This window comes from Allorhodopirellula solitaria (assembly GCF_007859855.1).
GTDB lineage: Bacteria > Planctomycetota > Planctomycetia > Pirellulales > Pirellulaceae > Rhodopirellula > Rhodopirellula solitaria.
This window is the reverse complement of record NZ_SJPK01000008.1, coordinates 174375-198661: the sequence shown is the minus strand read 5'-3', so window position 1 is coordinate 198661 and position 24287 is coordinate 174375. Positions and strand designations below refer to the sequence as shown.

14 protein-coding genes, 1 tRNA gene and 1 other RNA gene are annotated in these 24287 nt (G+C 57.5%); 13 read left to right on the top strand and 3 right to left on the bottom strand.

Annotation, left to right across the window (positions count from 1 at the left end):
- Positions 1–28: 28 nt before the first annotated feature.
- The gene (locus CA85_RS16100) at positions 29–1000 is read right to left on the bottom strand and encodes a LysR family transcriptional regulator (protein WP_146392353.1); all 972 of its coding nucleotides are present in this window, start codon (positions 998–1000) and stop codon (positions 29–31) included.
- A 441-nt stretch (positions 1001–1441) separates the two neighbouring features.
- On the opposite strand from CA85_RS16100, the gene CA85_RS16090 reads away from it, so the two are divergent.
- On the top strand, positions 1442–2581 hold the full coding sequence (locus CA85_RS16090; protein WP_146392352.1) for a tRNA-uridine aminocarboxypropyltransferase: 1140 nt from the start codon (positions 1442–1444) through the stop codon (positions 2579–2581).
- Here the strand turns inward: CA85_RS16090 and CA85_RS16085 are convergent.
- The gene (locus CA85_RS16085; protein ID WP_146392351.1) at positions 2532–3311 is read right to left on the bottom strand and encodes a thioesterase II family protein; all 780 of its coding nucleotides are present in this window, start codon (positions 3309–3311) and stop codon (positions 2532–2534) included. The genes CA85_RS16090 and CA85_RS16085 overlap by 50 nt on opposite strands.
- A gap of 107 nt (positions 3312–3418) precedes the next feature.
- Between CA85_RS16085 and CA85_RS16080 the strand changes: the two genes are divergently transcribed.
- The 4 genes from CA85_RS16080 to ssrA all read left to right on the top strand — a co-directional run bounded on the left by CA85_RS16080 (position 3419) and on the right by ssrA (position 9637).
- The gene (locus CA85_RS16080; RefSeq protein WP_246112853.1) at positions 3419–5623 is read left to right on the top strand and encodes an AMP-binding protein; all 2205 of its coding nucleotides are present in this window, start codon (positions 3419–3421) and stop codon (positions 5621–5623) included.
- A gap of 98 nt (positions 5624–5721) precedes the next feature.
- Complete coding sequence (locus tag CA85_RS16075) at positions 5722–7236, top strand: sulfatase family protein (protein ID WP_246112852.1); 1515 nt, start codon at positions 5722–5724, stop codon at positions 7234–7236.
- A 76-nt stretch (positions 7237–7312) separates the two neighbouring features.
- Entirely contained in the window at positions 7313–9103 is a 1791-nt protein-coding gene (locus tag CA85_RS16070) for an arylsulfatase (protein ID WP_146392348.1), read from the top strand.
- Between the two features lie 160 nt (positions 9104–9263).
- Positions 9264–9637: a transfer-messenger RNA gene (ssrA, locus tag CA85_RS16065) on the top strand.
- 240 nt (positions 9638–9877) lie between these two features.
- Here the strand turns inward: ssrA and CA85_RS16060 are convergent.
- Complete coding sequence (locus CA85_RS16060; RefSeq protein WP_146392347.1) at positions 9878–10996, bottom strand: DUF1559 domain-containing protein; 1119 nt, start codon at positions 10994–10996, stop codon at positions 9878–9880.
- A gap of 519 nt (positions 10997–11515) precedes the next feature.
- Here CA85_RS16060 and CA85_RS16055 point away from each other — a divergent pair.
- From CA85_RS16055 to CA85_RS16020, 8 genes are all read left to right on the top strand, one after another.
- Positions 11516–16063 carry a CHAT domain-containing protein gene (locus CA85_RS16055; protein WP_146392346.1) on the top strand — a complete coding sequence of 1516 codons (4548 nt, stop codon included), beginning with the start codon at positions 11516–11518 and terminating at the stop codon, positions 16061–16063.
- A 32-nt stretch (positions 16064–16095) separates the two neighbouring features.
- On the top strand, positions 16096–16536 hold the full coding sequence (locus CA85_RS16050; RefSeq protein WP_146392345.1) for a hypothetical protein: 441 nt from the start codon (positions 16096–16098) through the stop codon (positions 16534–16536).
- An 855-nt stretch (positions 16537–17391) separates the two neighbouring features.
- Positions 17392–17922, top strand: a complete 531-nt coding sequence (locus CA85_RS16045) for a hypothetical protein (RefSeq protein ID WP_146392344.1) — start codon at positions 17392–17394, stop codon at positions 17920–17922.
- A 756-nt stretch (positions 17923–18678) separates the two neighbouring features.
- On the top strand, positions 18679–18981 hold the full coding sequence (locus tag CA85_RS16040; protein ID WP_146392343.1) for a hypothetical protein: 303 nt from the start codon (positions 18679–18681) through the stop codon (positions 18979–18981).
- A gap of 13 nt (positions 18982–18994) precedes the next feature.
- Entirely contained in the window at positions 18995–19804 is an 810-nt protein-coding gene (locus CA85_RS16035; RefSeq protein WP_146392342.1) for an MBL fold metallo-hydrolase, read from the top strand.
- Positions 19805–20146: 342 nt separating this feature from the next.
- A tRNA-Ile gene (locus CA85_RS16030) sits at positions 20147–20220 on the top strand.
- 173 nt (positions 20221–20393) lie between these two features.
- A complete protein-coding gene (tkt, locus tag CA85_RS16025) occupies positions 20394–22436 on the top strand; it encodes a transketolase (protein WP_146392341.1) in 2043 nt (680 codons plus the stop codon).
- A gap of 130 nt (positions 22437–22566) precedes the next feature.
- Entirely contained in the window at positions 22567–23883 is a 1317-nt protein-coding gene (locus CA85_RS16020; protein ID WP_186774994.1) for an adenylosuccinate synthase, read from the top strand.
- Positions 23884–24287 lie beyond the last annotated feature (404 nt).

The following is a 24287-nucleotide window of genomic DNA, read 5'->3' as shown; positions in this document are numbered from 1 at the left end:
GAGTGAAAAGATTTATGTTTGATAGGCACTAAATCAGCACCGATGCGGCCCGATCCTGGGATTCGCATCGCTCGCGGTCCGCTTTGGCCGCCTCGTTCTTGGTGAGCAGGTCATGCTCCATCTCGTGGCCCAACAAGAGTGAGCCGAAGTCGATTGCCGCGCCGCTGAGCGCGCCGCGTTTGCGGAAGATGATCCCCAATGGGCGAACCATCTGAATCTCTCGACAGGCAATGACACGTAAAGTGCCATCGGCCGTCTCACGTCGTACCGCCGCCTCAGGGATCATCCCAATCCCCCGGTTTGCCTGGATCGCTCGCACGATCGAGTCGCAATTGTCGAACTCCATTGCGGTCACCACCGATATCCCCGCCGCCTTGAAACACTGATCAACGGACTGACGCAGAACCAATCCACGTTCAAATCCAATCATCTCAATGCCATTGAGCTGCGCGGCCGAAACCTCGGTCTCACACGCTAAAGCGTGCTCCGCCGAACAGACCAAACGCATCGGTTCGGACTGCCACGGGATCGTCCCAAGTACCTTGGTCGCACGGGGGAAGCTGACCAGCCCAAAGTCGACCTTGTTCTCAAGTACCAACTCCACGACCCGCTGGCTCGAGCCAAACTCAGTGCGGACGCGAACATCAGGGTGATGCTCCTCGAAAGCCTTCGTGGCCTCGGGCATGTAACTCAGACCGACCGAATATACCGCTCCGACCGTCACCGTGTCACTGCGATGGCGGTCGTGCTCCTGGACACGCTCGATCAATTCCTTGTACTGGCGAACGATCTCGCGAACGCCCAATAGGTAGATCTGCCCCGCCTCGGTCAGCGTCAAAGGACGCTTGGAACGATCGAACAGCTTCGATCCGATGGACTCTTCCAGATGCCCAATCGATTGACTGACTGCGCTCTGAGTGACGCCCGCCGCTACGGCAGCCTTCGAAAAGCTCCGTTGGTCGGCGACATGACAGAAAAGTTCGAAGGTTCGCAGCTGCAAATGTCGCCTCTATTAGATTTGGTGATAGCACTGCCTCAGATCGTTAGGGCAGCTAATGCGAGAAGAGTACCGAGCAGACGGGCGGTCGTCAAGTGCGGGCGGGTATCGCACCGCCTCCCGCCGCTCTCCCGCTACGCCGCCGATCAGTCACGGCCGATGCGGCCCTTCGCTGGGGGAGCCATCGGCAGGCCTGAGCCGCCTGCATGCGTCGAACCCAAACGTTTATCTGAACAAAGGTTTCATGCCCAACCCAGCCGCGGTGTTAGACCTGTTCTGCCAGTTCGACCAATCCTGCCAGTTCCACTCGTTCTGCCAGTTCGCCCCGTTCTGACAGTTCGACCTGTCCTGCCCGTGATGCGGTCGCCGCGTTTCTCCGTCCGCCGAGAGAGTGACCCGCTGATCGGTGACGTCCTCGGGAACAGTTCGCTAAGATCCGCCTCCATGTCCGCTCGCACCAAACGATGTCTCCGCTGTTTTCGCCCCCGCTCGCTTTGCTTCTGCGATGCGATCGAGCCCGTGCATCACCGCACTTCGGTCATTATTCTACAGCACCGACGCGAGCGGTTTCATCCGTTCAATACAGCGCGGATCGTCAGCGAATCGCTGCAGAGCTGCAAACTTCTGGTCGCCTACAACGACGAGCTCGCCGAGCAGTTTGCGGCACTGCCGCTCGACGAGGAAGTCGGACTGCTTTATCCGGGGCCGCAATCGCAGCTATTGAGTGACCTGTCGCCATGCGATCGGCCGCAGCAGTTGGTTGTCTTGGACGGCACCTGGCATCAAGCCAAAACGCTGTACCGAGACATCCCGAGGCTGCACACACTTCCACAGTATCGGTTGGCCCCGAAAACACCGGGGCGATATCGAATCCGTCGCGAGCCCGATGCGCACGCCCTCTCGACCCTGGAGGCGACGGCAGCAGCATTGCTGGCACTGGAGCCCGAAAACACGGAGTTGGCTGGTCTGACGCGAGTGTTCGATCGCATGATTGGCGACCAATTAAGCAAGACCACCACGAACTGGCGTCAGAACCAACGCCGCCGCCGAGGCTCCGCGAACGTCCCACGCGTGCTGAGCGGGGATCTGGAGAATATTGTCGTGGCCTACGGCGAGCGTGGCACTGGCGCCCCGCTCCCGATGTACTGGACCGCCATGCGGCTCGGTAGCGGCGAGCGTTTCGAGTGTGCGATCGAGTCCCCCGCCTTTGATGATGCGAAGCTGATGGGGCACCTCCGGCTGGACCGACGAGTCGCTGAGCGGGCACTCAGCTTGGCCGCATTTCGTAGCAGCTGGCAATCTTTCTTGAGGCCCGCTGATCGCATCGCGATGCAGCACCATGGTACCGCCGAGCTGCTGCAGAATGCCCAGGCTGACTTCGCTCCGACTCTGATTCTCAAGTCCATCAACGTCCCGGCATCAGTAAAATCACCGGACGCGTCACTAGACGAGTCATCCATCGGAGCCTCAGACGAGCCGGGGACGTGCCGGGCCAATGACCGATTGCAAACAGCGGTCGCCTATGTTTACCGGCTCAATGCGTTGTATCAAAACAACGGCGAGCCGATTGCAACACGCGATTGACGTGCAACAAAGGAAAGAAATGATCGCCGGACAGCGTCTCCAAAGAAAATGTCGCGGTCGTGCGTCCTCGCCATCCCTCCATCCTTTCAGCACTCACTCGGGTATCTCGCGACCCCGCGTACGCTCTGACGGGAATGTCGACGATCTTCGCAGCATCATCCTGATAGGACTCCATCAAGCTTAAATCGTGACGGACAGGAGGCAGGAATAACCGCATGGCTTCCTCGTTCTCGCGGAGCGTCTGGGGAATCCCGCCGTAGCGACGGTCGAGCTGTTGGACAAACTCAGCGTCCTCGAGATGGACGATCGAATCGCGACGTGAAATCAGCTCCGGCGGCGACATTGCCATCACCACCAAACCGCTGGCTGCGGCGGACTGCGCGACACAGTAGGCCAACAATGCGCCAAAACTGTGACCAATCAATACTGGCGGGCGAGGCAGTTGCGGCAGTTCGGCGACCAACGTTGCAATCAGCTGATCGAGGGTATCCGGCATCGTTTCGTTAAATCGCCGCTCGCGTCCTGGCAAGGTCGCGGCAAACACATTGATTCCGGGCGGTGAACGATTGAGTTGACGGATCAACGAAGAAACGCCCCCACCGGCATGCGGGAACCAGACCACACTCTCGGTCGACGGCAGCGGATTACCAATGCGGCGATACCAGGACTGCGGTGACGCGTTGCTCATCAAATCAGACAATCCATCATCCATGGGGCCGATTGAAATCACGGCGGAATTTCACGAACTCGTTCATCTTTTCACGCACTTCCACGGGTCTTATGCTATCGCATGACCAACGAATCATCCGGTTCCGTCTCGTCGGTAGCGATGATCTCATGAGTTGTTTTACTCAATTCACCTCTGACCACCTACCGCCCATGCATCGAAAACCCGCTTCGGCTGCTCAACGGACGCCCGATTGGTTGTCACTGCCGCATTTGCTCACCGAGCGTGCACGGTTGCATCCCGATCGCCCCGCGTTGACATTTATCGACGGTGACGGCCCAACGCCTTCGTTGACCTATGCAGAGCTACACGACCGTGTCATCGAACTGACGCAGCGGATCGAGGGCGTCATGGGAAGTCGTCGCCCCACAGCCTCCCAGGAGCGTGCGGTGGAGGAATCGCAATTTGCCGCGGCGGCAGACCGGGCTCTCCTCCTGTTCCCGCCCGGGCTCGAGTTCATCGTCGGGTTCTTCGCCTGCCAGTACTGCCGGCTGATTCCCGTACCGACTTGTTTTCCCAAACCGGGGCGTGCCATGCCCCGCCTGGAATCCGCAGCGGCCGATTGCGCGCCGGCACTGCTCCTGGCCGATGCAGAAACTCTCGCAGGCCTCGATCCCGCCCGATTGTCCCACGCGGTTACCTCGCCACCCCACCTGGCGACCGACGCCGTTCAACCCGGCCCCATCGCCGGGAATGCCGCGGCACTTCTCGATCGGATCGAGCCCACCGACCTCGGATTGCTCCAGTACACGAGCGGTTCGACGAGCGATCCCAAAGGGGTCATGGTTTCCCACGCAAACCTGCTGACAAACCTGGAGTCGATCTGCGATGCATTCGGCCTGCACCGGAGTCGCTCGGCCGACGACCACTCGATCTCCGCTGTGTCTTGGTTGCCTCCGTTTCATGACATGGGGTTGATCGGCGGGCTCCTCGAAGCGATCTACCTTGGCGGGCACACGACGTTGATGTCACCGCGTTCTTTCTTGTCGAAGCCTTCGCGGTGGCTCGCAACGATTGCAAGTACGGGCGCAACGATCAGCGGGGCACCTAACTTTGCCTTCGAGTTGTGTGTCGACCGGATGACGGCCGATGAGGCTGCCGAGCTCGACCTGAGTCGCTGGGAGGTCGCCTTTTGCGGCGCCGAACCGATCGCGGTGGAGACGCTCGACCGATTTGCCAACCATTTTGCCGCTGCAGGATTTCGCAGCAATGCGTACATCCCTTGCTATGGCCTAGCCGAGGCGACGCTGTTGGTTGCTAGCAGTCGTTCGAATCACTCAGCTCCACGCCTGAAGATTGATCGCGACGAATTAACGATGGGCCGTGCCACGCCCGTCGGTGACGATCATCCTCGCAACCAAACCCGCACAATCGCCTGCTGCGGCGAACCCTGTTTGGATACGCGAATCGAGATCGTCTGCCCAGACGGGCGGCCCTGCCTCGATGGTCAAATTGGCGAGATCTGGCTGCAGGGTGGCTCCATTGCCCAGGGCTATTGGCAGCGTGACGACATTAATGCCGAACGTTTCGGCGCACGAATCGCCAACGACGCAGCTGCCGGTGAGTTCCTCCGCACCGGGGACCTGGGATTCTTCCATGACGGCAACCTTTATGTGACCGGTAGATGCAAGGACCTCATCATTCTGCGCGGCCGTAACCATTTCCCTCAGGATATCGAGGCCACCGTGCAGCGAGCACTCGGTGACCAGATGACTCGGTGCGTTGCCGTGGCAACCAACGCCTACGTCGGAGAAGCCCTTTCCATTGTTGCGGAGGTATCGCGACACACCGACGAAGACTCGCTCCCGTCACTCGTTCGTCACATCCGACGGCAGGTCATCGACGAGCACGAAATCGATGCGCGGCAGATCGTTCTGACGCGGCCGGGGGCCATCCCGGTGACCACGAGCGGGAAAGTCAAGCGTGCGGCGTGCCGACAGTTACTCGAGTCCGATGAAATCCCTGCTCGCTATGAATGGTCTCGCTCCATTCTCGCCGACCAGGGCACGTCGGATCAGCTACCCCCGTTGCCCCAGCACGTCGATGAATCGTCTCGTGGTGAAGCGACGCAACAAATTGAAGCGTGGATGCTGGCCTGGCTCATCCATCGCAGTGGGATGGATGCGAAAGACGTCTGCCGCGATACCCGCTTCACCGAGCATGGGCTCGATTCCATGAGCGCAGTCGAATTGAGCGGCGAACTCGACGATTGGCTGGGCGTGGAATTGACGCCCGTGGTCGCTGAGACTTACCCCACCCCGGCGAAATTGGCCGCCTACCTGGCTGGCGAACTGGTAGAATCCACACCGCACTGAGCCATCCATCGTGCTCGGACCGCACCTGGATTCCGGCAAAAAACGCCCGCAGCCCGTCCCCTCCCATTCTCTTAAGTTGCAGTCCCATGCGCTGTCACGTGCCAACTTCATGCCGCCGTGTTCTGGCTATCCTATGCGGCATCGTCACATTGCCCGTTAGCGCCGATACACCTCGGGCAAACTCGACGCCGGCCCAGCCAAACATTGTCGTCGTGCTTGTCGATGACATGGGCTACGGAGACCCGGGCTGTTTCCAGCCGCAATCCAAGATTGAGACGCCCCACATCGATGCGCTCGCCCGGGCCGGGATGCGTTTCACGGATGCCCACGCCCCTGGGCCTCTATGCCACATGTCGCGTTATGGGCTGATGACAGGCCGGTACCCGTTTCGAACCGACGTCAGTGTCTGGCCGACCGAGCCGCTGATTGAGCGGCACCAGATGACCATCGCGTCGCTCGCGAAAGACCAGGGCTATCGAACGGCCATGGTAGGGAAGTGGCATCTTGGGTTTCGTGAGCATGGCTACGACCAACCCTTGCCAGGCGGTCCAGTCGACTGCGGATTCGATCACTTCTTTGGAATCCGAGCCTCCACAGACATCCCGCCCTACTTTTACATCCGCGACGATCATGCTGTCGAAGAACCGACTGAGCGGATTGCGGCGAATCGCAGCGAGAACTGGTCACCCATTCAGGGCGCCTTTTGGCGGGCGGGAGGAATCGCTCCGAATCTGCAACTCGACAATGTGCTCGAACGTTTCACTGACGAGGCGATCAAGGTCATCGAACAGCACGCGGCCCAAAACGGTCCGTCAGACGACGAGCAACCCGCTCAGCCGTTAATGCTCTATCTGGCCTATCCCGCGCCGCACACTCCCTGGCTGCCCGCGGAGAGGTTCGCTGGCAAGAGCAAGGTTGGCATGTACGGCGATTTCGTCATGATGGTCGACGCCGAGATCGGACGGGTCACTCAGTCGCTCCGGACGGCGGGAATGGAGGAGGAAACCCTTCTGATCTTCACGTCCGATAACGGTCCGGTTTGGTACGAGGACGACACTCGACGCTATCAGCATGATTCCGCGGGCGGGCTACGCGGCATGAAAGCCGATGCCTGGGAAGCTGGGCACAGGATGCCGCTTATCGTGCGTTGGCCAGGACGAGTTCCAGCAGACAGCCACAGCGAGCAATTGGTTTGCTTCACCGATTTCCTCGCCACCTTTGCAGACGTACTCGACGTGACCCTTCCCAAGAATGCGGGGCCCGACAGCTTCAGCTTTCTTCCGGCCCTGCTGGGAAATTCCTCTCAGACCGCGACGATGCGGAAACAATGGGTCATGCAAGCCGGCAGCGTGCGTTCGATGATGACCATTCGCGAAGGCAACTGGAAACTCATCACCGAGTTAGGCTCGGGTGGGTTTTCCAAACCCAAACGGCAACAGCCGAGCGAGGGCGGCCCCACCGCTCAACTCTATGACCTGAAAGCCGACCCGGCCGAACGGACCAACCTATTTGCCGAACGCCCGGACATTGTCATTCGATTGCAAGCCGCTCTCAATGAGATCGTTCACAACCATCATAGCCGCCCCACGCCACGCCCCGATTCGATCGACTAGAATGGTGCCGATACCCGGCCTGCCGACGCACGTGCCGTCGCCCGCCTCCGCTCCCCGCTAACTCGGCTGCCACTCGATGTTTCGTAACACCTTCCTCGCGCTGCTGTTGCTGCTGACAACCAGCACCAACCTCGAAGTCGTCGTCGCCCAGGAGCGCGCCGAGTCACCCAACGTGATCTTGATCATGAGCGACGACCAGGGCGGGGGCGACTACGGATTCATGGGCAACGATCTCATTCGGACGCCTCACCTCGACACGATGAAAGATCAGAGTGGCTTCCTGAGCAACTTCTACGTCAGTCCGGTCTGCGCACCGACGCGGGCCAGCCTGATGACAGGGCGATACAACTACCGCACGCGTTGCATCGATACCTACATCGGCCGCGCCATGATGGCTCCCGAAGAGGTCACTGTCGCCGAAGTTCTCCGCGACGCTGGCTATCAAACCGGTATCTACGGCAAATGGCATCTAGGCGATAGCTATCCGCTGCGGGCAATGGATCAGGGGTTCCAAGATAGCCTCGTCATCCGCGGCGGTGGGATCGGCCAACCGTCCGATCCGATCGGAGCGGAGGGGAAATACACCGATCCAATCCTGATTCGAAACGGTGAGGAAGTGCCGTTGAAAGGATACTGCACCGACCTCTACTTCGACGCTGCCATCGACTTCATCGAAGAGACAGTGAAAACAGAACAGCCGTTCTTCACCTACATTGCGACCAATGCACCGCACGGGCCGTTCCATGATGTGCCCGATGAACTCTACCAGCAGTACCAGCAGGTCGATTTCGCTCCGATCATTATCGGGCAGGTTTCCGACAAACGAGCCAAAGCGGAACAGGACAAACTGGCCCGGATCGCGGCCATGATCACCAACATCGACGACAACGTTGGCCGCCTGATGGGCGAACTCGAGCGACTCGGCATTCGCGACAACACGATCGTCATTTATCTCAACGACAATGGTCCAAATACGAGACGTTACGTCGGCGAGATGCGGGGCAAGAAGGCTGACGTCGACGATGGTGGCATCCGCTCCCCGCTGCTCTTCCACTGGCCGGCGCGTGTTCCCGCCGATCAAACCTCTGACGAACTGTGTGCCCATATCGACGTGATGCCCACCATTCTCGAGGCCTGTGGGATCGAGCCGCCGATGGAGAATCCCATGGACGGCCGCAGCTTCCTGCCACTGCTCACTAACGAGGATCCGCGCTGGCCGACTCGCCAAGTGATCTTTCAAGCTCATCGCGGCGACGTCCCACACCCGTATCATCATTTTGCTATTCACGAAGCACCCTGGAAACTGGTGCACCCCAGCGGTTTCGGCCGCGAGCGTTTTGTGGGCGAGCCCAAAATCGAACTGTACAACCTGAACGAAGATCCTCGCCAGCAACACAATCTCGTCGACGAGCGACCGCAAGTCACCAAGCGTTTGCTCGCCGCGTATCACGATTGGTTTGAAGATGTCAGCTCCACACGGCCCGATAACTACGCCCCTCCGCGAATCGTCATCGGCACCGAACATGAGCCGTCGACGGTGCTCACACGCCAGGATTGGCGGCACATTCAGGGCACCCCCTGGGCGGCAGGTTCCAACGGGCTCTGGAAATTAGAGGCGCGAGAGCCCGCGACCTATCGCATCGAACTGATCTTTCGAAACGCCCCTCCCTCCGCATCCGCCACGATCCGAGCAGGCGAAGCCAGCGAACGTGTTGAGATCGAGACCGGGGATCCGCGCGGCCACTTTGCCACGATGGAGCTGCCGGCGGGGCAGTTCGATTTCCAGGTCGACGTTGACGTCGACGGGACAGTTCGCGGTCCCCATCAAGTCATCGTCTCTCGCAGCCTCGAGACAGACTCCCAATAGACACACGAGTGCCAGCACGGGGCGTCGGATCCTTACCCTGCACCATTCTGGCGGGCTTTCCAGATTCCAGTGAACCTTTCGCCCGCCCGCTACGTCTGGTAGAGTGGAATTCGATGTCGTTGACGACTTTTCGTCGCCACTGACGTCACCCCAGGTACCTGGGGGCGACTTGGAATCGACCGGATGTCAAGAAGCGAATGCCTGCGTGTCGTGGTTGATCAGAAGGCCACGTAAAAATCTGATCAAAAATTTTAGTTGCAGAAGAAAACTTTGCACTCGCCGCCTAAGTATAGGTAGCGCGGACTGAGGGGGATCGCCGGAGTCGCCCGAATGTCCGTCACAATTCCGGATCGCTGGTCGTCTTACTCAAGACGCGATCGGTTAAATTTGATTTGAGTTAGCCAATCGGGGAGCCTGTTAGGCAGCGCCTCGTGAAGCGAATCGCTCGCAAGAGCACAAATAGTCTGACTACACATGTAGACGGTGTCGTGGATGCATCGCGGGACGGGAGTTCAATCCTCCCCGCCTCCACTGATTAGCCACTTTGCGATTCTTCGCAGAGTGGCTTTTTTTATGGACTAACGTCCATTCCCGTAATTGATGAGCATCTCCGCCCGTCACTGGGTCGAATGAGACCGATCTCGGAGGGCAACTGGACGCTGGTGGACAGGCCTCCAGACGTCTTCATCAACCGGTCCCACGGGAGAAACACGCTTTTGCCACAGTTGCTTCATTTGAGCGGCAAGTTGAGTAAAGAGAGCGACCTGCGATCACTCAATACTCCTCGGGAACCTGGCGATCGTCCCGCAGCATCAGGTTAAGAAACACACCTTGGTCAATGGAGTCAGTGATATTCCGCACTGAGCCATCGCACAGCCCAATGTGGACCGAACCCGGATGGAAACTGAATGGCTGACTCTTGTTGGTATGGTTGAGCGATCGATAGCTGCCACAGGTGTCGATGGTCGCTTCCCAGGCTGCTGGCTTGGTGCAGTCAGTCGGGGTATCGGGAAGGTTCGGATTAGCGGACGTTGACTTGCCACGGTTCGTATTCGACGTGTCGGCAGTCATATTGTCGCCGAGGTAGGCTCGCATTTTCACGCCGTCACCCGCTCCCGCCCAAGCGATGCTCGGACCGCCCGTGGGGTCTACCATCCTGCCGCGCACAAACAGTTCAGGAGAACCGACGCACTCATAGTACATCAGCGTGTTTGAAAAGCCGTCCAAGATGCTGCTCGCCCGTCCGCCCTTGTTGTTGGGATTGAAATTCCGCGATCCCGAGGCTGGGGTCATTGCCGTGCTGAATTGCATCTGTGGCTCGCCGTCGCGATAAAACAGCGGGTGTCCTTCCGGACGAAGTGCTGGAATCCGCGGGGTGGTGTAATCTGCGACACCCATTGTAAAGCCGTCGCTGTCAATGATCGTTCCGGATCCCGTGCGACTGGGACATTGAAACACCGAGAGTTGCGATGCCGCACCATCGAGCAACTGGTCCTTGTTGCTCCAGTCCGTTGACAAGATACCGTTGTAACCCCATTTGTACTCCGATGCCGTCGGCACGTTGAAATTCGGGTGCTTGGCTGCGTTGAACCGATCACCGAGTTCCGTTTGCTCGACGTACCCCAAAATTCGCCACAAGGAACCCGTCCGAGAATAGGGGTAATGCTTGAACGTGTGCTCGAACATCGTCATGCCGAGCACAATTTGCTTGACGTTGTTTTGACACTGCATCCGGCGTGCTGCTTCGCGTGCGGCCTGCACGGCAGGCAACAGCAACCCGACCAAAACGCCAATGATGGCGATCACCACCAAGAGCTCAACAAGGGTGAATCCGGACTTCCGCTGTTTCAGAGAGGTACACGGCAGCGGTGAACGACGGGCGGTAAAAAGCATTTTCCAGAACTTTGCGCGGGGGGAGGCTTGGCGGGAATCTTCATCGCAGCAGTGCTGCGAACGGATGTCTGGCTGGCTGGACAAAGTTTGCTGGCTTGACGCTCTGGCTATTGAGACTCAATCGCAATAGCCTTCGTTAGTTTAGAGTAGATGGCAGACCATGGTCAAGAGGCTCGCCTTGATTCACCGGCCCGTCACATCGGCCGAGGTATTTGACAGTACGGGGACACACACGAGGCGTCGCCGCGTCGCTTCCCGCGAGGGACAAACACCTGCGCGTCTCCGTGCCGCAAGGAATGCGGGCATCCCGCCCGCCCGCGAGAAATGGCAGTTGAGTTGACATCCGCTGTTCTGCATTGCCAGAGAGAACAAGACGTGGCCGGTCAGAGCATCTTCTGTGCGCCCCTGCCTGAAGCGCTACGGAAAATTTGACAACGGCCCCCTGAAGGAGTAGCCTTAACCGGCCTCACAGGGTAGGTGTACATCCCTATTCGGTGCGAAATTTCCCGAGAGAACACCATGTCCACTTTTTCTCAATCTGACCCCGCCTTTATGGCTCAGGACCAACAACGCCCTGAACGTGAGACACGGACTTGGCTATTCCTCTTTTATCTCTGCGGCGACCACGGTCAGTGGAGCCGCCGAATCCAAAAAAATCTCAAACACATCCGGAAGATCAAACCTTCCGAGCACGTCTATGTTGCGGTCCAACACGACTTGGCGGGAGAGGGGGCCCACCGATTCGTAATCGCGGACGAGTCAATGGACAATATTTCGGCCGATTCCATTGGCGAGATCAATACGGGCGACCCTGAAACGGCGCTGAAGTTTTTCCGTTGGGGCATCCAGCAATGTCCCGCCCGGCACATCGCGCTCATCTTTGGTGGCACGGGAATCGCCGAGCCGGATTCGATCGTGGGAAACGTTGACTCGACAGGCGACTACGAGCAACTGTTTGCGTTCTGTGACGACGGTACGGCTCAGGATGCTCTGAATCCGGTTGAGTTAGGTGAGGTGCTCGCAGAGTTGGTCAAAGACCGCGATGGCAAACCGATCGACTTAATCGCGTTTGACATGTGCTCGATGCAGTTCTTGGAGATTGCCTATCAGCTGCGATCATTGGTCCACGTCATGGTCGGATCGGAGAATAACGAACAGGCGCCAGAATGGTCATATGCCAAGTTGATCAACGGCTGTGCGGAGCTTCTACGATGGAAGGATGACGATCCACTTATCGACGATGAATCTGATGACGATCCCTGCAACCTTATCAAATTGCTCAAGGATATGCGGTATGCCAATCCGCGGGATCCTCGCGCGATGGGGTGCGTTCTGGTGCGAATCATTAGCGAGACCTATCACAGCAAGCAGGAGTTGCTGCCCGTGGTTTCTGCATTGGATTTATCACACTTGGAACGGATCACTCGCTCTTTGGATACGTTTCTTCTTGTGATGTTGGCCTCGTTGGGAAACCCCGTCGTCTGGGAAATGCGCGACCGCGTTTTCCGAAAGCTTGTCGCTGAATTTGATGAGCGAAACGATGCAGTTCCGGACCTACGAGGTCGCGAGCTGATTGCCTATGACTTGCTGGTTCTGCTGCAGGTCGTCTGTGAGGAGATGGACAAATTAATTGAGCAGGGGCCCTTTCGGTTCTGGTATCGACAGCAATTGACTCAGCATTTCACCGCGGAGAGAAAAGAACGCATTCCCGAAGAACTGCAGGTCAATTTTGAACACGCGTTTAAGAACCTCATGGCTACTCATTCGGAGAGGGCATTTCACCCCAAGTTGCCAAAAGGCGCCGCGCTCGATGCGGCGGCCGAATCACGACGCAAAATATTGGAAACAATGTGGCATGACTTTCAGACGCGAGATTCACAGGAAGAAGAAGCCAATTTTGAAAATGCGGCTCATCTGTTGAAAGTGACCCAAGAAGTGGCCACTCTTTTCGAGCCCGCCGCAACCGAATTGGCTACCAGCGGCCAGTCCTTTGTTTTGGCGAGCGAACCGCGTGCTGACGCCGATGACGGGGTGGATCGGAAGCTTAAAAAAACGCGACGATGCGGAGTCCTGATTCATCGCCCGCAACATCTCGATCGCTTGATAAACTCCGGCTATCTTGATCTTGATTTTCACCAGCACGTTCATTGGGTATCGCTGTTGGGCGCGATCAATCTGATCAGCAATCATCCGGGCGAAATGTGGCGTTTAATCAGCTCGTTACTTTCGACCGCGAGTGCTGGGGCAAGAGACGATTTGTTGAAGCGTTTGACGGGGCCAGACTCGGTGATTTCGGGTGCGGGCAGCCAGTTTCGAGCGCTCCGTCGTCCGCCCTGTGTGACGCTTTCGATCAACGAGGAGACGATCGACGAACTCAAGGCATCCATTCCGCTAGGGGATACGCCGGCACAACGTACAGTAGTCAAACGCAGCGGCTATCGCGTCGTGTTGGAATCGTCTCGGTTGGGCGCCACGGTTGCCGAACAATTCAGCCGCGTCAACGAGCAGACGATTCGAAGCACGCTCAGCCGCCTCGAAGGGTTGCTGCAACGCTCATGGGTAAACAAGACTCACCTGAAAACCTTTGAGTCGCTTGGTCGTTTGCTCGGCGAAGATGTCATTCAAAGATTGCATACTCCGTTAAACATCGAACGGCAACACGTCCAGAAGGAGACCCCCGATCAAGTCTTGCACCTGCAGCTGCAACTACCGCTGTCGCTGATGCGTTTCCCCTGGGAACTGATGCACGACGGCACAGCATTCTTGGGAGAACGGTACGCCCTCGGGCGACAACTGGCGATGCCAACGGGAATAGCACGACCGGTCCCGAAACGATCGCAGCGGGGACTGAAGGTCTTGATAATCGGTGACCCAATCCTGGGGTCCTTCGGAGGGGCCCAGCAACTACCGCGCGCGAGAGAGGAGGCGGAGCAAGTCGTTCAACAGTTCAAGCGACTCAAGGTGGAACTTGGTGGCGAACTAAACTTCCAACCAGAAGACGTGCGAATCAATGAAATTGTAACCACACACCAAGTTCGTGAATGGCTGCGTGAGGGGAAGTACGACATCATCCATTTCGCTGGGCACGCCGAGTACGTCGAGGACGACCGCGAACAAAGCGCCTGGATTCTGTCCGACGGACCGTTATGGGCGGTCGAGATTCGCAACACGTTGGCCAACGCCGGCTCAACGCCTTGGCTCGTCTACGCCAATGCCTGTGAATCCAGCATGGGCGAATCCGAGACAACGGGCTACCAGAGCGACGTCTTTGGGCTCGCGACCGCGTTCATCAATCAGGGCGTCACTGCGTACATCGGTCCGCTCTGGCCTATTGACGACGCGGTGGCTATGCAACTAGCCACCGATTTCTATGACGCTTTACTACTACAGCGTGAAAGTGTGGGCGAAGCGCTGCGGATCGCCAAAGCTCGGGCAAAACAGATCACGGTGGGTGGGATTGAGCCGAGCGAGTGTCTTGGAACCTTTGCCGGACTCAGTTGGGCAAGTCTGATTCTATACGGCAATCCGACGATGAAGCTGATGGATACGTTCGGCATGCAGTCAATCGACCCGCCCACGCCCAGATGCGGAAACTCAACACCGCATAACGACAGTGAGTCCCAACAGGCTGACATTCTTCGGCGACGCAAGGACGGATCGTGGGGCACCTGCCACGCGCCGCTGCAACGCTCGGTCTCCACGCTAGGTCGATCGCTCAGTGGCCCAGGAATGTCGGCCAAAATGCTGCGCAGCCGAGACGCGAGTGAAGCGATACCTGATGACCATTTTGAGTTAAGCCTCGTCGATCAAAACGGTCTACGCTACTGGCAGGTTGCAGACGGCGAGAAAAACCGACCTCTACCGGGTTCAATCTTTCAATGGGAAATCGATCGGAGCGATTCGCTGCGTCAGGCCTTTGGCATCCAACCGCGTGTCTTCAGCCCCCCGCTGACTCCACGCCCCATTGGACATTGGATCGCGGAGCGTTCCGCAGGATCGGTAGCGGAACTTGTCCAACGGTACGACTCCGAACGCATTGCAGGCGAACGCCTCGTACAGGTGAATCCCAACGCGACGGCTGAGCCACTGGGCCAATCTGCATTGAGTTTGGGCAACTATCCGACCTCAGGTGACGTCCCCCGCACGCTCCTAATTCTGCACGACACACTCTGTGACACCGAAAGCGTCTTGGGGATGTTGCAGGAGAGCTTTTCCCGTCGCGTCTGTCGCAAATATGCGGCCGTGGTGGGATTTGACCACCATACGCTTTCGAAATCGCCGCTGGAGAACGCCAATGCACTCGCACGTGCCCTCCAGCAACAGCTCGGGAATCGTGTCGCAAATGAGAACTGCATCGACATTCTCGCCCATGGTCGAGGCGGTTTGGTAGCCAAAGCTTTGATCGAATGCCACGATGCAAAGACCGTTGCTTGGGACAATTCCGTCCGCAAAATCATCTTCGCCGGAGTGCCCCATGGGGCTAGCCGCATGCTCCATCCTGACAATTGGGGCCAGCTTGCCGACCTGCTGATCAACATGTCCCATCTGGACGGAACAGGCATGTATGCAAGTGTCAGTGGTTTGCTGGCACGTCTAGCGGCCATGCAGCAACTCAGCCAAACCCACTCAGACCTCCAGCGGCCAAGAGATGTCCCAGGCTTGGCCGCACTCGACCCCAATCGCTGTACCCCCGCTTTACCGTGGCCGTCGCAAGTGGAGCGAGCGGACATCGTCGCAATCTACGATGCCGGCCGCCAGCAGAATGTTTGGAAGCTGCTACGTGAAGGTTTAGAACCAATCGATCCACGCGAAAACTCGATCTTGATGCGTCCCAGCGATCTCATCTCCGAGTTGCCTGATCTTCCCAATACAGCCGACGCTGGACTAACTCCGTCCTCCGGCTGCCGAGATAGAAAACGACGATTGCTTCTCGCAACGCGTTTGGAGGACGACTCGTGCGGCAATCCTTTGGACACGGAATTCTCACAGAAGGAAGGAATCCATCGCACCAACATGCTCTCAGTAGATCGAACTCAAGATTTTATCCACGAACATCTAGCTTTCTGAACCACTCCGCAACGATCGACATGAACTAAGTCATGAATCAAGAAAATGCACTGTCTTCACCCCTGTTCGTCGGCAGCGGACTGCTTGCCCTTCTTCTCTACTTCGGTTGGAGCCCTGATCCCGCCATGAAAGAAGAGTCGCAAGCGAACAAATCCCCTGTTGAGTTCAATACCATCTATCCCTCGGTGTCAGGCACCCTCAGCTTGGCTGGTTCGATGTGGGACGATCCCTTCAAGGATATTCAGAATGAAAAACTCAAATCCATCACGGAACCGACGCATGCCATTCAGGATCTAATTGAAAACAAACTGACGAAGAATCAAAAGTTGATGATGCTCGTCATTCCGGTCCAGGAAGGAGATCGACCAGTGGATATCGAGAATCGTCGACGTCGACGTCACGCAGTGGAACTGGCATTAGCCAATCAAGGATACCAGGCTCCCTTCTGGGACCGAATGACCTATCGCTCCTGAGAGATCGAGTACCACTTCACCGATCGTTCAGCAGCGGCCACCCAGACCCGGAAGCAGCACAAACTGGCTACCACCAGCGTTCCCATCCTCCTTCCTACAAAACTCTACCGGCATAAAGATCCGGGAGACCTGATTCTCTTGACGTCGATTATGCGTCCTCATCTTGGCAAACGCCCGCTCGACACGTTGCGCACGATTACCGAGAATATATCCCCCGAAGACCGTATAAAAGATACTGCATTCTGCCTATTGTGGTCCACCGGAAGCAATTCTTTTCGAGAATTCGTTACCGACTGCAAAGAGGTAGCTAGTGGTCTGTCACGACTTATTCTTAGGGTAGTGGACGAGGCGACGAGTCCTGAACTGGCGTCAAATCCAAGGACTCGTCGCCTCCTGTTGATTACCCATTAGTTTGCTCCCCCGTGTGCTTGTCACACGGGAAGCGACGTTTTGAAATTAGAAAACCGCGGTATCGACACACGTTCCCCTGTCAGCTTGTCTGACAGGAAACCAAGTCGATAAACTTTGCTGTCATGCGGGGCAAGCCCGCATGGGAGCGGGATGAATGCTCCATCTTGATCGAATCACAAAACGGTGATTCCTGTCAGACAAGCTGACAGGGGATCTGGTTTTGTGGGTAATGACCAGCTCGTCGCCTCGTCCACTACGATCAACCCTAAATTTTAACTGTGACAGACCACTAATGGCGACGAAGGCGACGACCTGCGAGAGTTTTCTAGATGCTTCGGCATGGGCACGATGGTATGCAACTCCTCGTGTACGTCGTCCAACCGGGGGCTCGGTTAAACCGGCCCCCCAGATCAGATCCCGCTGGGAGACGGCGTTTCTTTTAAGTTGATTCATACGATTGGCGATGACAATCGCTTGATTAGCCTGCTGGGGCATGAACTCCGCCTGCGCGGCACGTTACCCGCTGAAGGCTCAACCAGCGAGATAGTTCTTTTTGTCGAGCAAAGTTCGGTCGATTACATTAATCGACTACAAGACTCCTTCTATGGATCTAGCGATTTCGCTACCCCGGTCGTGGTTCCCCATCTCAAGAACATCGGGTCAACAAGGAATGATACTGAGACCGATAATCACGAAGACCTGAGTGCGGTAAAGCCATCCGTGCATGACTATCTGGAACGATCGATGGCAGAGTTTCGTGGCGTGACTGCGTCGCGCAACGTCCGGCCCAGTCGAGTAAGCGCCGTGGGAATCATCGGATCGGAGTGGGCAGACGAAAACCTGATTCTCAAGAAGGCCAGACAGGTCTTCCCCACGGCAACGTTCTTCACAATGGAAGTTGACGCGAGATTCAACCCAATCAGCCAGGCCTCAAGAAACCTTCCGCTGTGCTCTGCGCACGCTTCCGTCGGATGAACCCAAAATCCGCGATGTTGACCTTCGAAGCCGCGCGGATCGCTTTTCGTCACCCCAACGCAGAAAACCATGCATTCTGAACGTCAGATCGTGCCAGGTCTATCCATTTCGCCATCAGGAAAAGCAAAGCTTGACCCCACCACACGAGATACGATTGTTGATCTCGCCATCGACTTGGAGAAGGAAACCAACCTACCGGTCACTATTGATCTCGTCGTGGCGGCAATCAGGCTAGCTGCTCGAACGAATAGACTCCCGCCAAACAAGCCGATAAAGTGTTGCGATCGCATCCTGGTCGGCATCCTCATACCACACGTGAAAACGGTCTCTTTCCTCATGCAACGGCATTGCAGAGACACTGCGACTGGCGATGACTGAAACGCCAATCGGTCTCCTGCCACGAAAGGCGACAGTTCGTGTCGGCAGAGACCGATGCCATCGTCGTCGTCCGAACCAGTCCGGCCAGAGACAGCCGTGTTCCTCCTGATGTTTTCCCCGTCCCGATCACTTTCCTGGCTTTCTCTGAAACAGAATACGCCCCTGGTTTGGTTTTCCACGGATCAGTTCTCTCGGGAGCAACTCAGGCGGGGTAGAATGCGGTCTACTCAAACTCGGAGATGAGAATCACGATTTCACGCCGACGATTCTGCGGAACACTCGGAGCCAGCCTCGCCGTAGCCAACGACAAAGCATCGTTCGCACGACGTGATCACCTGCTTCAGATGGCCGTATTTCATTCAAATCAGTGAGGTGTCCGTGGACAAGACCAGCGCTCATCAAATCGCACCGGGTATTTTCGTCACACCAGCGGGCCAAGCAACCGTCGAGCCATCGATGGCAGATCCGCTCTTCGACATGGCGATCACGCTGGAAGAATCGACGAATTTACCAGTGGATGTTGAACACGTTCTGGCAGCTGTCGTTCTTGCGGGTCGCAAGGGAGAGCTTGACCCAAATAGGCTGCTTACGTCCGATGATCCGGCGTTAGTTCAAATGCTCGCCGTTCATGTGAACGCCGTCTTCGAGCAGTTCGGTGGGAAGGTCGGCAGGGACAGTTGAAAGCGAAACAATCATGTCGAAATACATTTGCACAACCTGTGGCACGCAATTCGCCGAATCAGACGAACCGCCCAGCGAATGCAAAATTTGCACTGACCAACGGCAGTATGTCGGTTGGAACGGCCAGCAGTGGACGGTCCTCGATGAATTGAAGCAGTCACATCGCAGTGTCGTCAGGCTTGAAGAGCCTGGTTTATACGGAATCGGAATCGAGCCATCGTTTGCAATCGGCCAACGTGCGTTGCTTGTCACTCACCCGGATGGAAATGTGCTCTGGGACTGCATTCCCCTAATTGATGACGATTTGGTCGAGATAGTGAAAGCAATCGGCGGGATCTCAGCCATCGCCATCAGTCATCCCCACTACTACACGAGTATGGTCGAGTGGAGCCAAGCGTTTGATTGTCCGATCTACCTTCACGCCGCCGACCGTCAGTGGGTTGCGCGGCCAGCCCCAGCCATCGAATTTTGGGAAGGCCAGACGAAAGACATCGGCCGCAGCCGAACGCTGATCCGCTGCGGCGGTCACTTCGATGGCGGAACCGTGATGCACTGGCCTGATAACGCAAACGGCAAAGGCGTCATCTTGAGTGGCGACATCCTGCAAGTGGTTCAGGACCGTCGATGGGTCAGTTTCATGTACTCGTATCCGAATCTAATCCCACTCCCGGCCTCGGCCGTGCGCCGGATTGTCGATTCTATCGAGCCCTTTGAGTTCGACCGAATCTACGGAGCTTGGTGGGGGAAGGTAGTCCGTCGCGATGCGAAGTTGGCGGTGAAACAGTCCGCTGAGCGGTACATTCGTGCGATCCACGAGGACTGACGAAAATCAAGGTCTGATCAGTCCGATGAAAATCTTGCTGTTAGGATGCCACCGCGATGCCTTCAAAACCCACCACTCTGTGTCTGCACTGAAAAGACTGCACATCAGCGATCCTCGTAGCCACTGTGAGCAAAGTACCCTGCGGTCGCTACGCAAGCTTTTCCCCTGAAAACTAGCCGCCGGCTATGTCTGTTGCTTGACCAACAGCGCCGCTACAATTGGCCCGTCGTGATAGCGGGCCCTCGATGCGACTGCCTCAAGAAGCGCCCCCAGCGGGGTCTTTGGCGGCGGTTGACTCAGCGAGGTGTGACGGATCGTTTCGCACCGCAATCGACGGCACTTGGGGCTGTAGCTCAGTTGGTTAGAGCTGGGAACTCATAATTCCTAGGTCGCGGGTTCAAGTCCTGCCAGCCCTACTTTTTTGGTTCTCCGCCTCGGTGTCCCTGCACGCCATGCTGTCCCCTTTTCCGAGTGGGCCGAGGTGAGTAGGCTTTGGCGGGCCTGGAAATAGTCTCGGCGAGGCGGTTGCTGTGGTTTTTCCAGGATTTTTTTATTATTTCTCCTCCCCACTGACCCCTCGGCACGGTTCATGACAGCCACTTCGACTGATATTCAGAATCTGGCAATCGATACCATTCGCTCCCTCAGCATGGACGCGGTCCAGACGGCCAACAGTGGCCATCCTGGCACGCCGATGGCATTGGCGCCGATTGCCTACCAGCTGTACCAAAACACAATGAACTATGACCCGGCTCGGCCCCAATGGCCTGGTCGAGATCGATTCGTGCTGTCCTGTGGCCATGCCTCGATGCTGCTCTACAGCACGTTGCATCTAATCGGGACGAAAGCCACCGATGAGTGCGGCAATCCGACCGGCGACGAAGCGGTGACGCTGGAGGATATCAAGAAGTTCCGTCAGATTGGGTCAGTTTGCGCCGGGCACCCCGAGTACGGCGAAGCTGCTGGGATTGAAACGACGACGGGCCCGCTCGGTGCTGGCGTGAGCAATAGCGTCGGAATGGCGATGGCCGAGAAATGGTTGGCCGCGAACTACAATACCGCTGACTTACAACTGTTCGATTACAACGTGTACGCGCTCTGTAGCGACGGTGACATGATGGAAGGGGTTGCCTGCGAAGCAGCATCGCTCGCCGGCCACCTCCAACTCGACAATCTGTGTTGGATCTACGACGACAATCACATCACGATCGAAGGCGAAACTTCGCTGGCGTTCAGCGAAGATGTTGGCAAGAAGTTCGAAGGGCTTGGTTGGAATGTGCTCCAGGTCGCCGACGCCAACGATGTCGACGCATTGGGCAAGGCGATCGCCGAAGCCGAGGCGTGCACTGGCAAACCGACGCTGATCATCGTCAAGAGCATCATTGGATACGGTGCCCCGCACAAACAGAACACGCACGGCGCTCACGGCGCACCACTGGGCTGGGACGAAGTCGCCCTGGCGAAGAAGGCTTACGGGTTGCCCGAGGATGAAAAGTTCTACATCCCCGAAGGCGTCAAAGAGCACTTCGCCAATGGTCTGGGCGCTCGCGGCAGCGAGGCGTCGGCAGCCTGGGACACAACATGGGAAAAGTACCAGCAAGCGGAGCCCAACAAGGCTGCGGAACTGCAAACCATCTTCGACGGCAAGCTGCCTGAGGGATGGGACAAGGATATTCCTGTCTTCGAGGCCAGTGAAAAGGGTGACGCGACCCGCAACAGCTCGGGCAAAGTGCTCAACGCCATCGCCGCCAACGTGCCGTTCATGATCGGTGGTTCGGCTGACCTTTCCCCGAGCAACAAATCGAACCTGACCTTCGACGGTGCTGGCGAGTACCTGCCCGGCCAATACGCGGGCCGCAACCTGCACTTTGGTATCCGCGAGCACGCGATGGCGGGAATCGCCAACGGCCTGTGCCTCTCGGGTTTGCGTGGCTACGCAGCGACGTTCTTTGTCTTTACCGACTACATGCGTGGTGGCATGCGGCTGAGCAGCATCATGCATCTGCCGACTCTTTACATCCTCACCCACGACTCGATCGGTGTCGGTGAAGACGGCCCGACCCACCAACCAGTCGAGCACTTGTCCGCTTGCCGGGCGATCCCTGGATTGAACGTCTACCGCCCGGGCGATGCCAACGAAGTCGCCGAATGCTACCGCACCGCGATGCTCGATGAAGATCATCCCGCGGCCATGGTGCTGTCGCGTCAGAACATGCCGACGCTCGATCGTACCAAGTACGCTTCGGCCGAGGGCTGCCGTCGCGGCGGGTATGTCCTGAGCGACTGCGAAGGCACTCCGGATGTGATCCTAATGGGCAGCGGCAGCGAGCTATTCATGGCCCGAGACGCCGCCGAGACCCTGACCGCGGCGGGCAAGAAGGTGCGTGTGGTCAGCATGCCCTGTATGGACATCTTCGCCGCCCAAGACCAGTCCTACATCGATGAAGTATTGCCGCCGGCAGTCACCAATCGCGTGGCCGTCGAAGCTGGAATCCGCATGTCGTGGGACCGCTGGATCGGTTCGGCAGGCAAGTTCGTTGGCATGGACAGTTTCGGTGCCAGCGGCCCTTACGATGCCGTCTACGACCATTTCCACATCAACGCAGCCGCCGTTGTCGCAGCAGCAGAATAAGGGTTCGTCCAAGAATCGTGTTCTGATGAGGCAGGTGAAGGCATCGTTCGAAACGAGCTATTGCCTTCACTGTTTCCTTTGAACAGCGAACCCAGATTCCTTCTTCATCTCTTTCTTAAGGTTTCCTGTTTTGTCCGGTACATGTGTGATTGGTCTGCAGTGGGGCGACGAGGCCAAAGGCAAGCTCGTCGATCTGCTGGCGCCGCGGTTTGATTGTGTGATTCGCTACCAAGGCGGTGCGAATGCAGGGCACACTGTCGTCGCGGGCGATGAAGTTTACAAACTGCACCACATCCCGTCGGGGATCCTGCACGGTGACGTCAAGAACTTCATCACTCCAGGTGTCGTGATCAACCCGACCACGATGCTCGAGGAAATCGACGGGCTGACGGCTCGTGGGATCGATGTGGTGGGCAATTTGAAAGTGAGCGACCGCGCTCATCTCGTGATGCCTTGGCACATGATCGAGGATGCGACGATCAATGCGGTGAGCGTCAAGGGAGAGTCCATTGGCACGACCAATCGTGGGATCGGGCCCTGCTATCGCGACAAGGTCGGACGAACCTACGGGATCCGCATGACCGACCTGATCCAGCCTTCGCGTGACGAGCGGATCGCCACGGTCGCTGAACAGAAAACGGAACTACTCCGCCAACTCGGCGCGTCCGACGAGGAACTCGCATCGATCTCACCCGAGAAGATGGTTCCCATGGCAGCAGCCTGGGCGGAGCGTTTGGCACCGATGATCGCCGACACGACAGACCAAATTCTGGACGCTGCCGAAGCCGATCAGAAACTGCTCTTCGAGGGTGCCCAAGGCGCTCTGCTCGACATTGATCACGGCACCTACCCGTTCGTCACGAGCAGCAATAGCAGCGGCGTGGGCGTCTGTGCGGGCGCGGGGGTTCCTCCCAAGTGGATCGACCACGTCCTCGGAGTCTGCAAGGCTTACAGCACCCGCGTCGGTGGTGGCCCTTTCCCAACGGAACTGAGCGACGAGACCGGAGATAAAATTCGCAAGCTCGGCAATGAGTTCGGCACCACAACCGGACGGCCCCGACGCTGTGGTTGGTTCGACGCCGTCGCGGTTCGCTACACTGCCCGGTTGTCCGGTGTGACCCGACTCGCACTGATGATGATGGACGTGCTCGCTCATTTCGAGGAGCTGCAGGTCTGTGTCGCCTATGAACTCGATGGCAAAGAAATTCACCACGTCCCCAGCCACGCGGACGAACTGAAACGTTGCAAACCGGTGCTGGAGACCATCTCGGGCTGGAATTCGCCTGTCGACGATGTCCGCGCTGTTTCCGATTTCCCACCGGGCGCACTCGCCTATGTGAAACGGATCGAGGAACTCGTTGGGGTTCCCGTCGGCATTCTCTCAGTCGGTCCCGATCGAGCGCAAACGATCTTCACCGACGAAGCCGCGGGGATGGGATTGGCCTAGTCGCCCGATCCCGACACGCGGAATGCTCGTGGAATCGATGCTGACGCCGCGATAATGAGCCGAGGGCCGTAAGGCGAGTGGCACTTACTTTGGCCCCGTTTGCCAACGCAGTGAAGCATTTCTGCTTGGCGTTGCGTCGTGTCATGTGATCCATCAGCGGCGCATTGGTAGTGGACGGAGCGACGAGCTGGTCATTACCCACAAGTATCCCGTAAGGGATGAAAGAAAATAGCCGTAGGTCAGCGCAGCGCCACCTCATAGGCATCAAGTTAAGCAATACTCGAGGAGGTTTGGGTCGGCGAGCAACTCAATTGTTCCTGGTTTTGCCTTGCGTTTGGTTCTTTGGCAACGACGTCGGACGCGGGAGATGAGCCGATTGAAAAAATCCACCAGTTGAGCACTCG

Coding starts and splice junctions, on each gene's coding strand:
- CA85_RS16090 (WP_146392352.1), top strand. CDS start 1,442: ATGTCCGCTCGCACCAAACGATGTCTCCGCTGTTTTCGCCCCCGCTCG.
- CA85_RS16080 (WP_246112853.1), top strand. CDS start 3,419: ATGAGTTGTTTTACTCAATTCACCTCTGACCACCTACCGCCCATGCAT.
- CA85_RS16070 (WP_146392348.1), top strand. CDS start 7,313: ATGTTTCGTAACACCTTCCTCGCGCTGCTGTTGCTGCTGACAACCAGC.
- CA85_RS16060 (WP_146392347.1), bottom strand. CDS start 10,996: ATGCTTTTTACCGCCCGTCGTTCACCGCTGCCGTGTACCTCTCTGAAA.
- CA85_RS16055 (WP_146392346.1), top strand. CDS start 11,516: ATGTCCACTTTTTCTCAATCTGACCCCGCCTTTATGGCTCAGGACCAA.
- CA85_RS16050 (WP_146392345.1), top strand. CDS start 16,096: ATGAATCAAGAAAATGCACTGTCTTCACCCCTGTTCGTCGGCAGCGGA.
- CA85_RS16035 (WP_146392342.1), top strand. CDS start 18,995: ATGTCGAAATACATTTGCACAACCTGTGGCACGCAATTCGCCGAATCA.
- tkt (WP_146392341.1), top strand. CDS start 20,394: ATGACAGCCACTTCGACTGATATTCAGAATCTGGCAATCGATACCATT.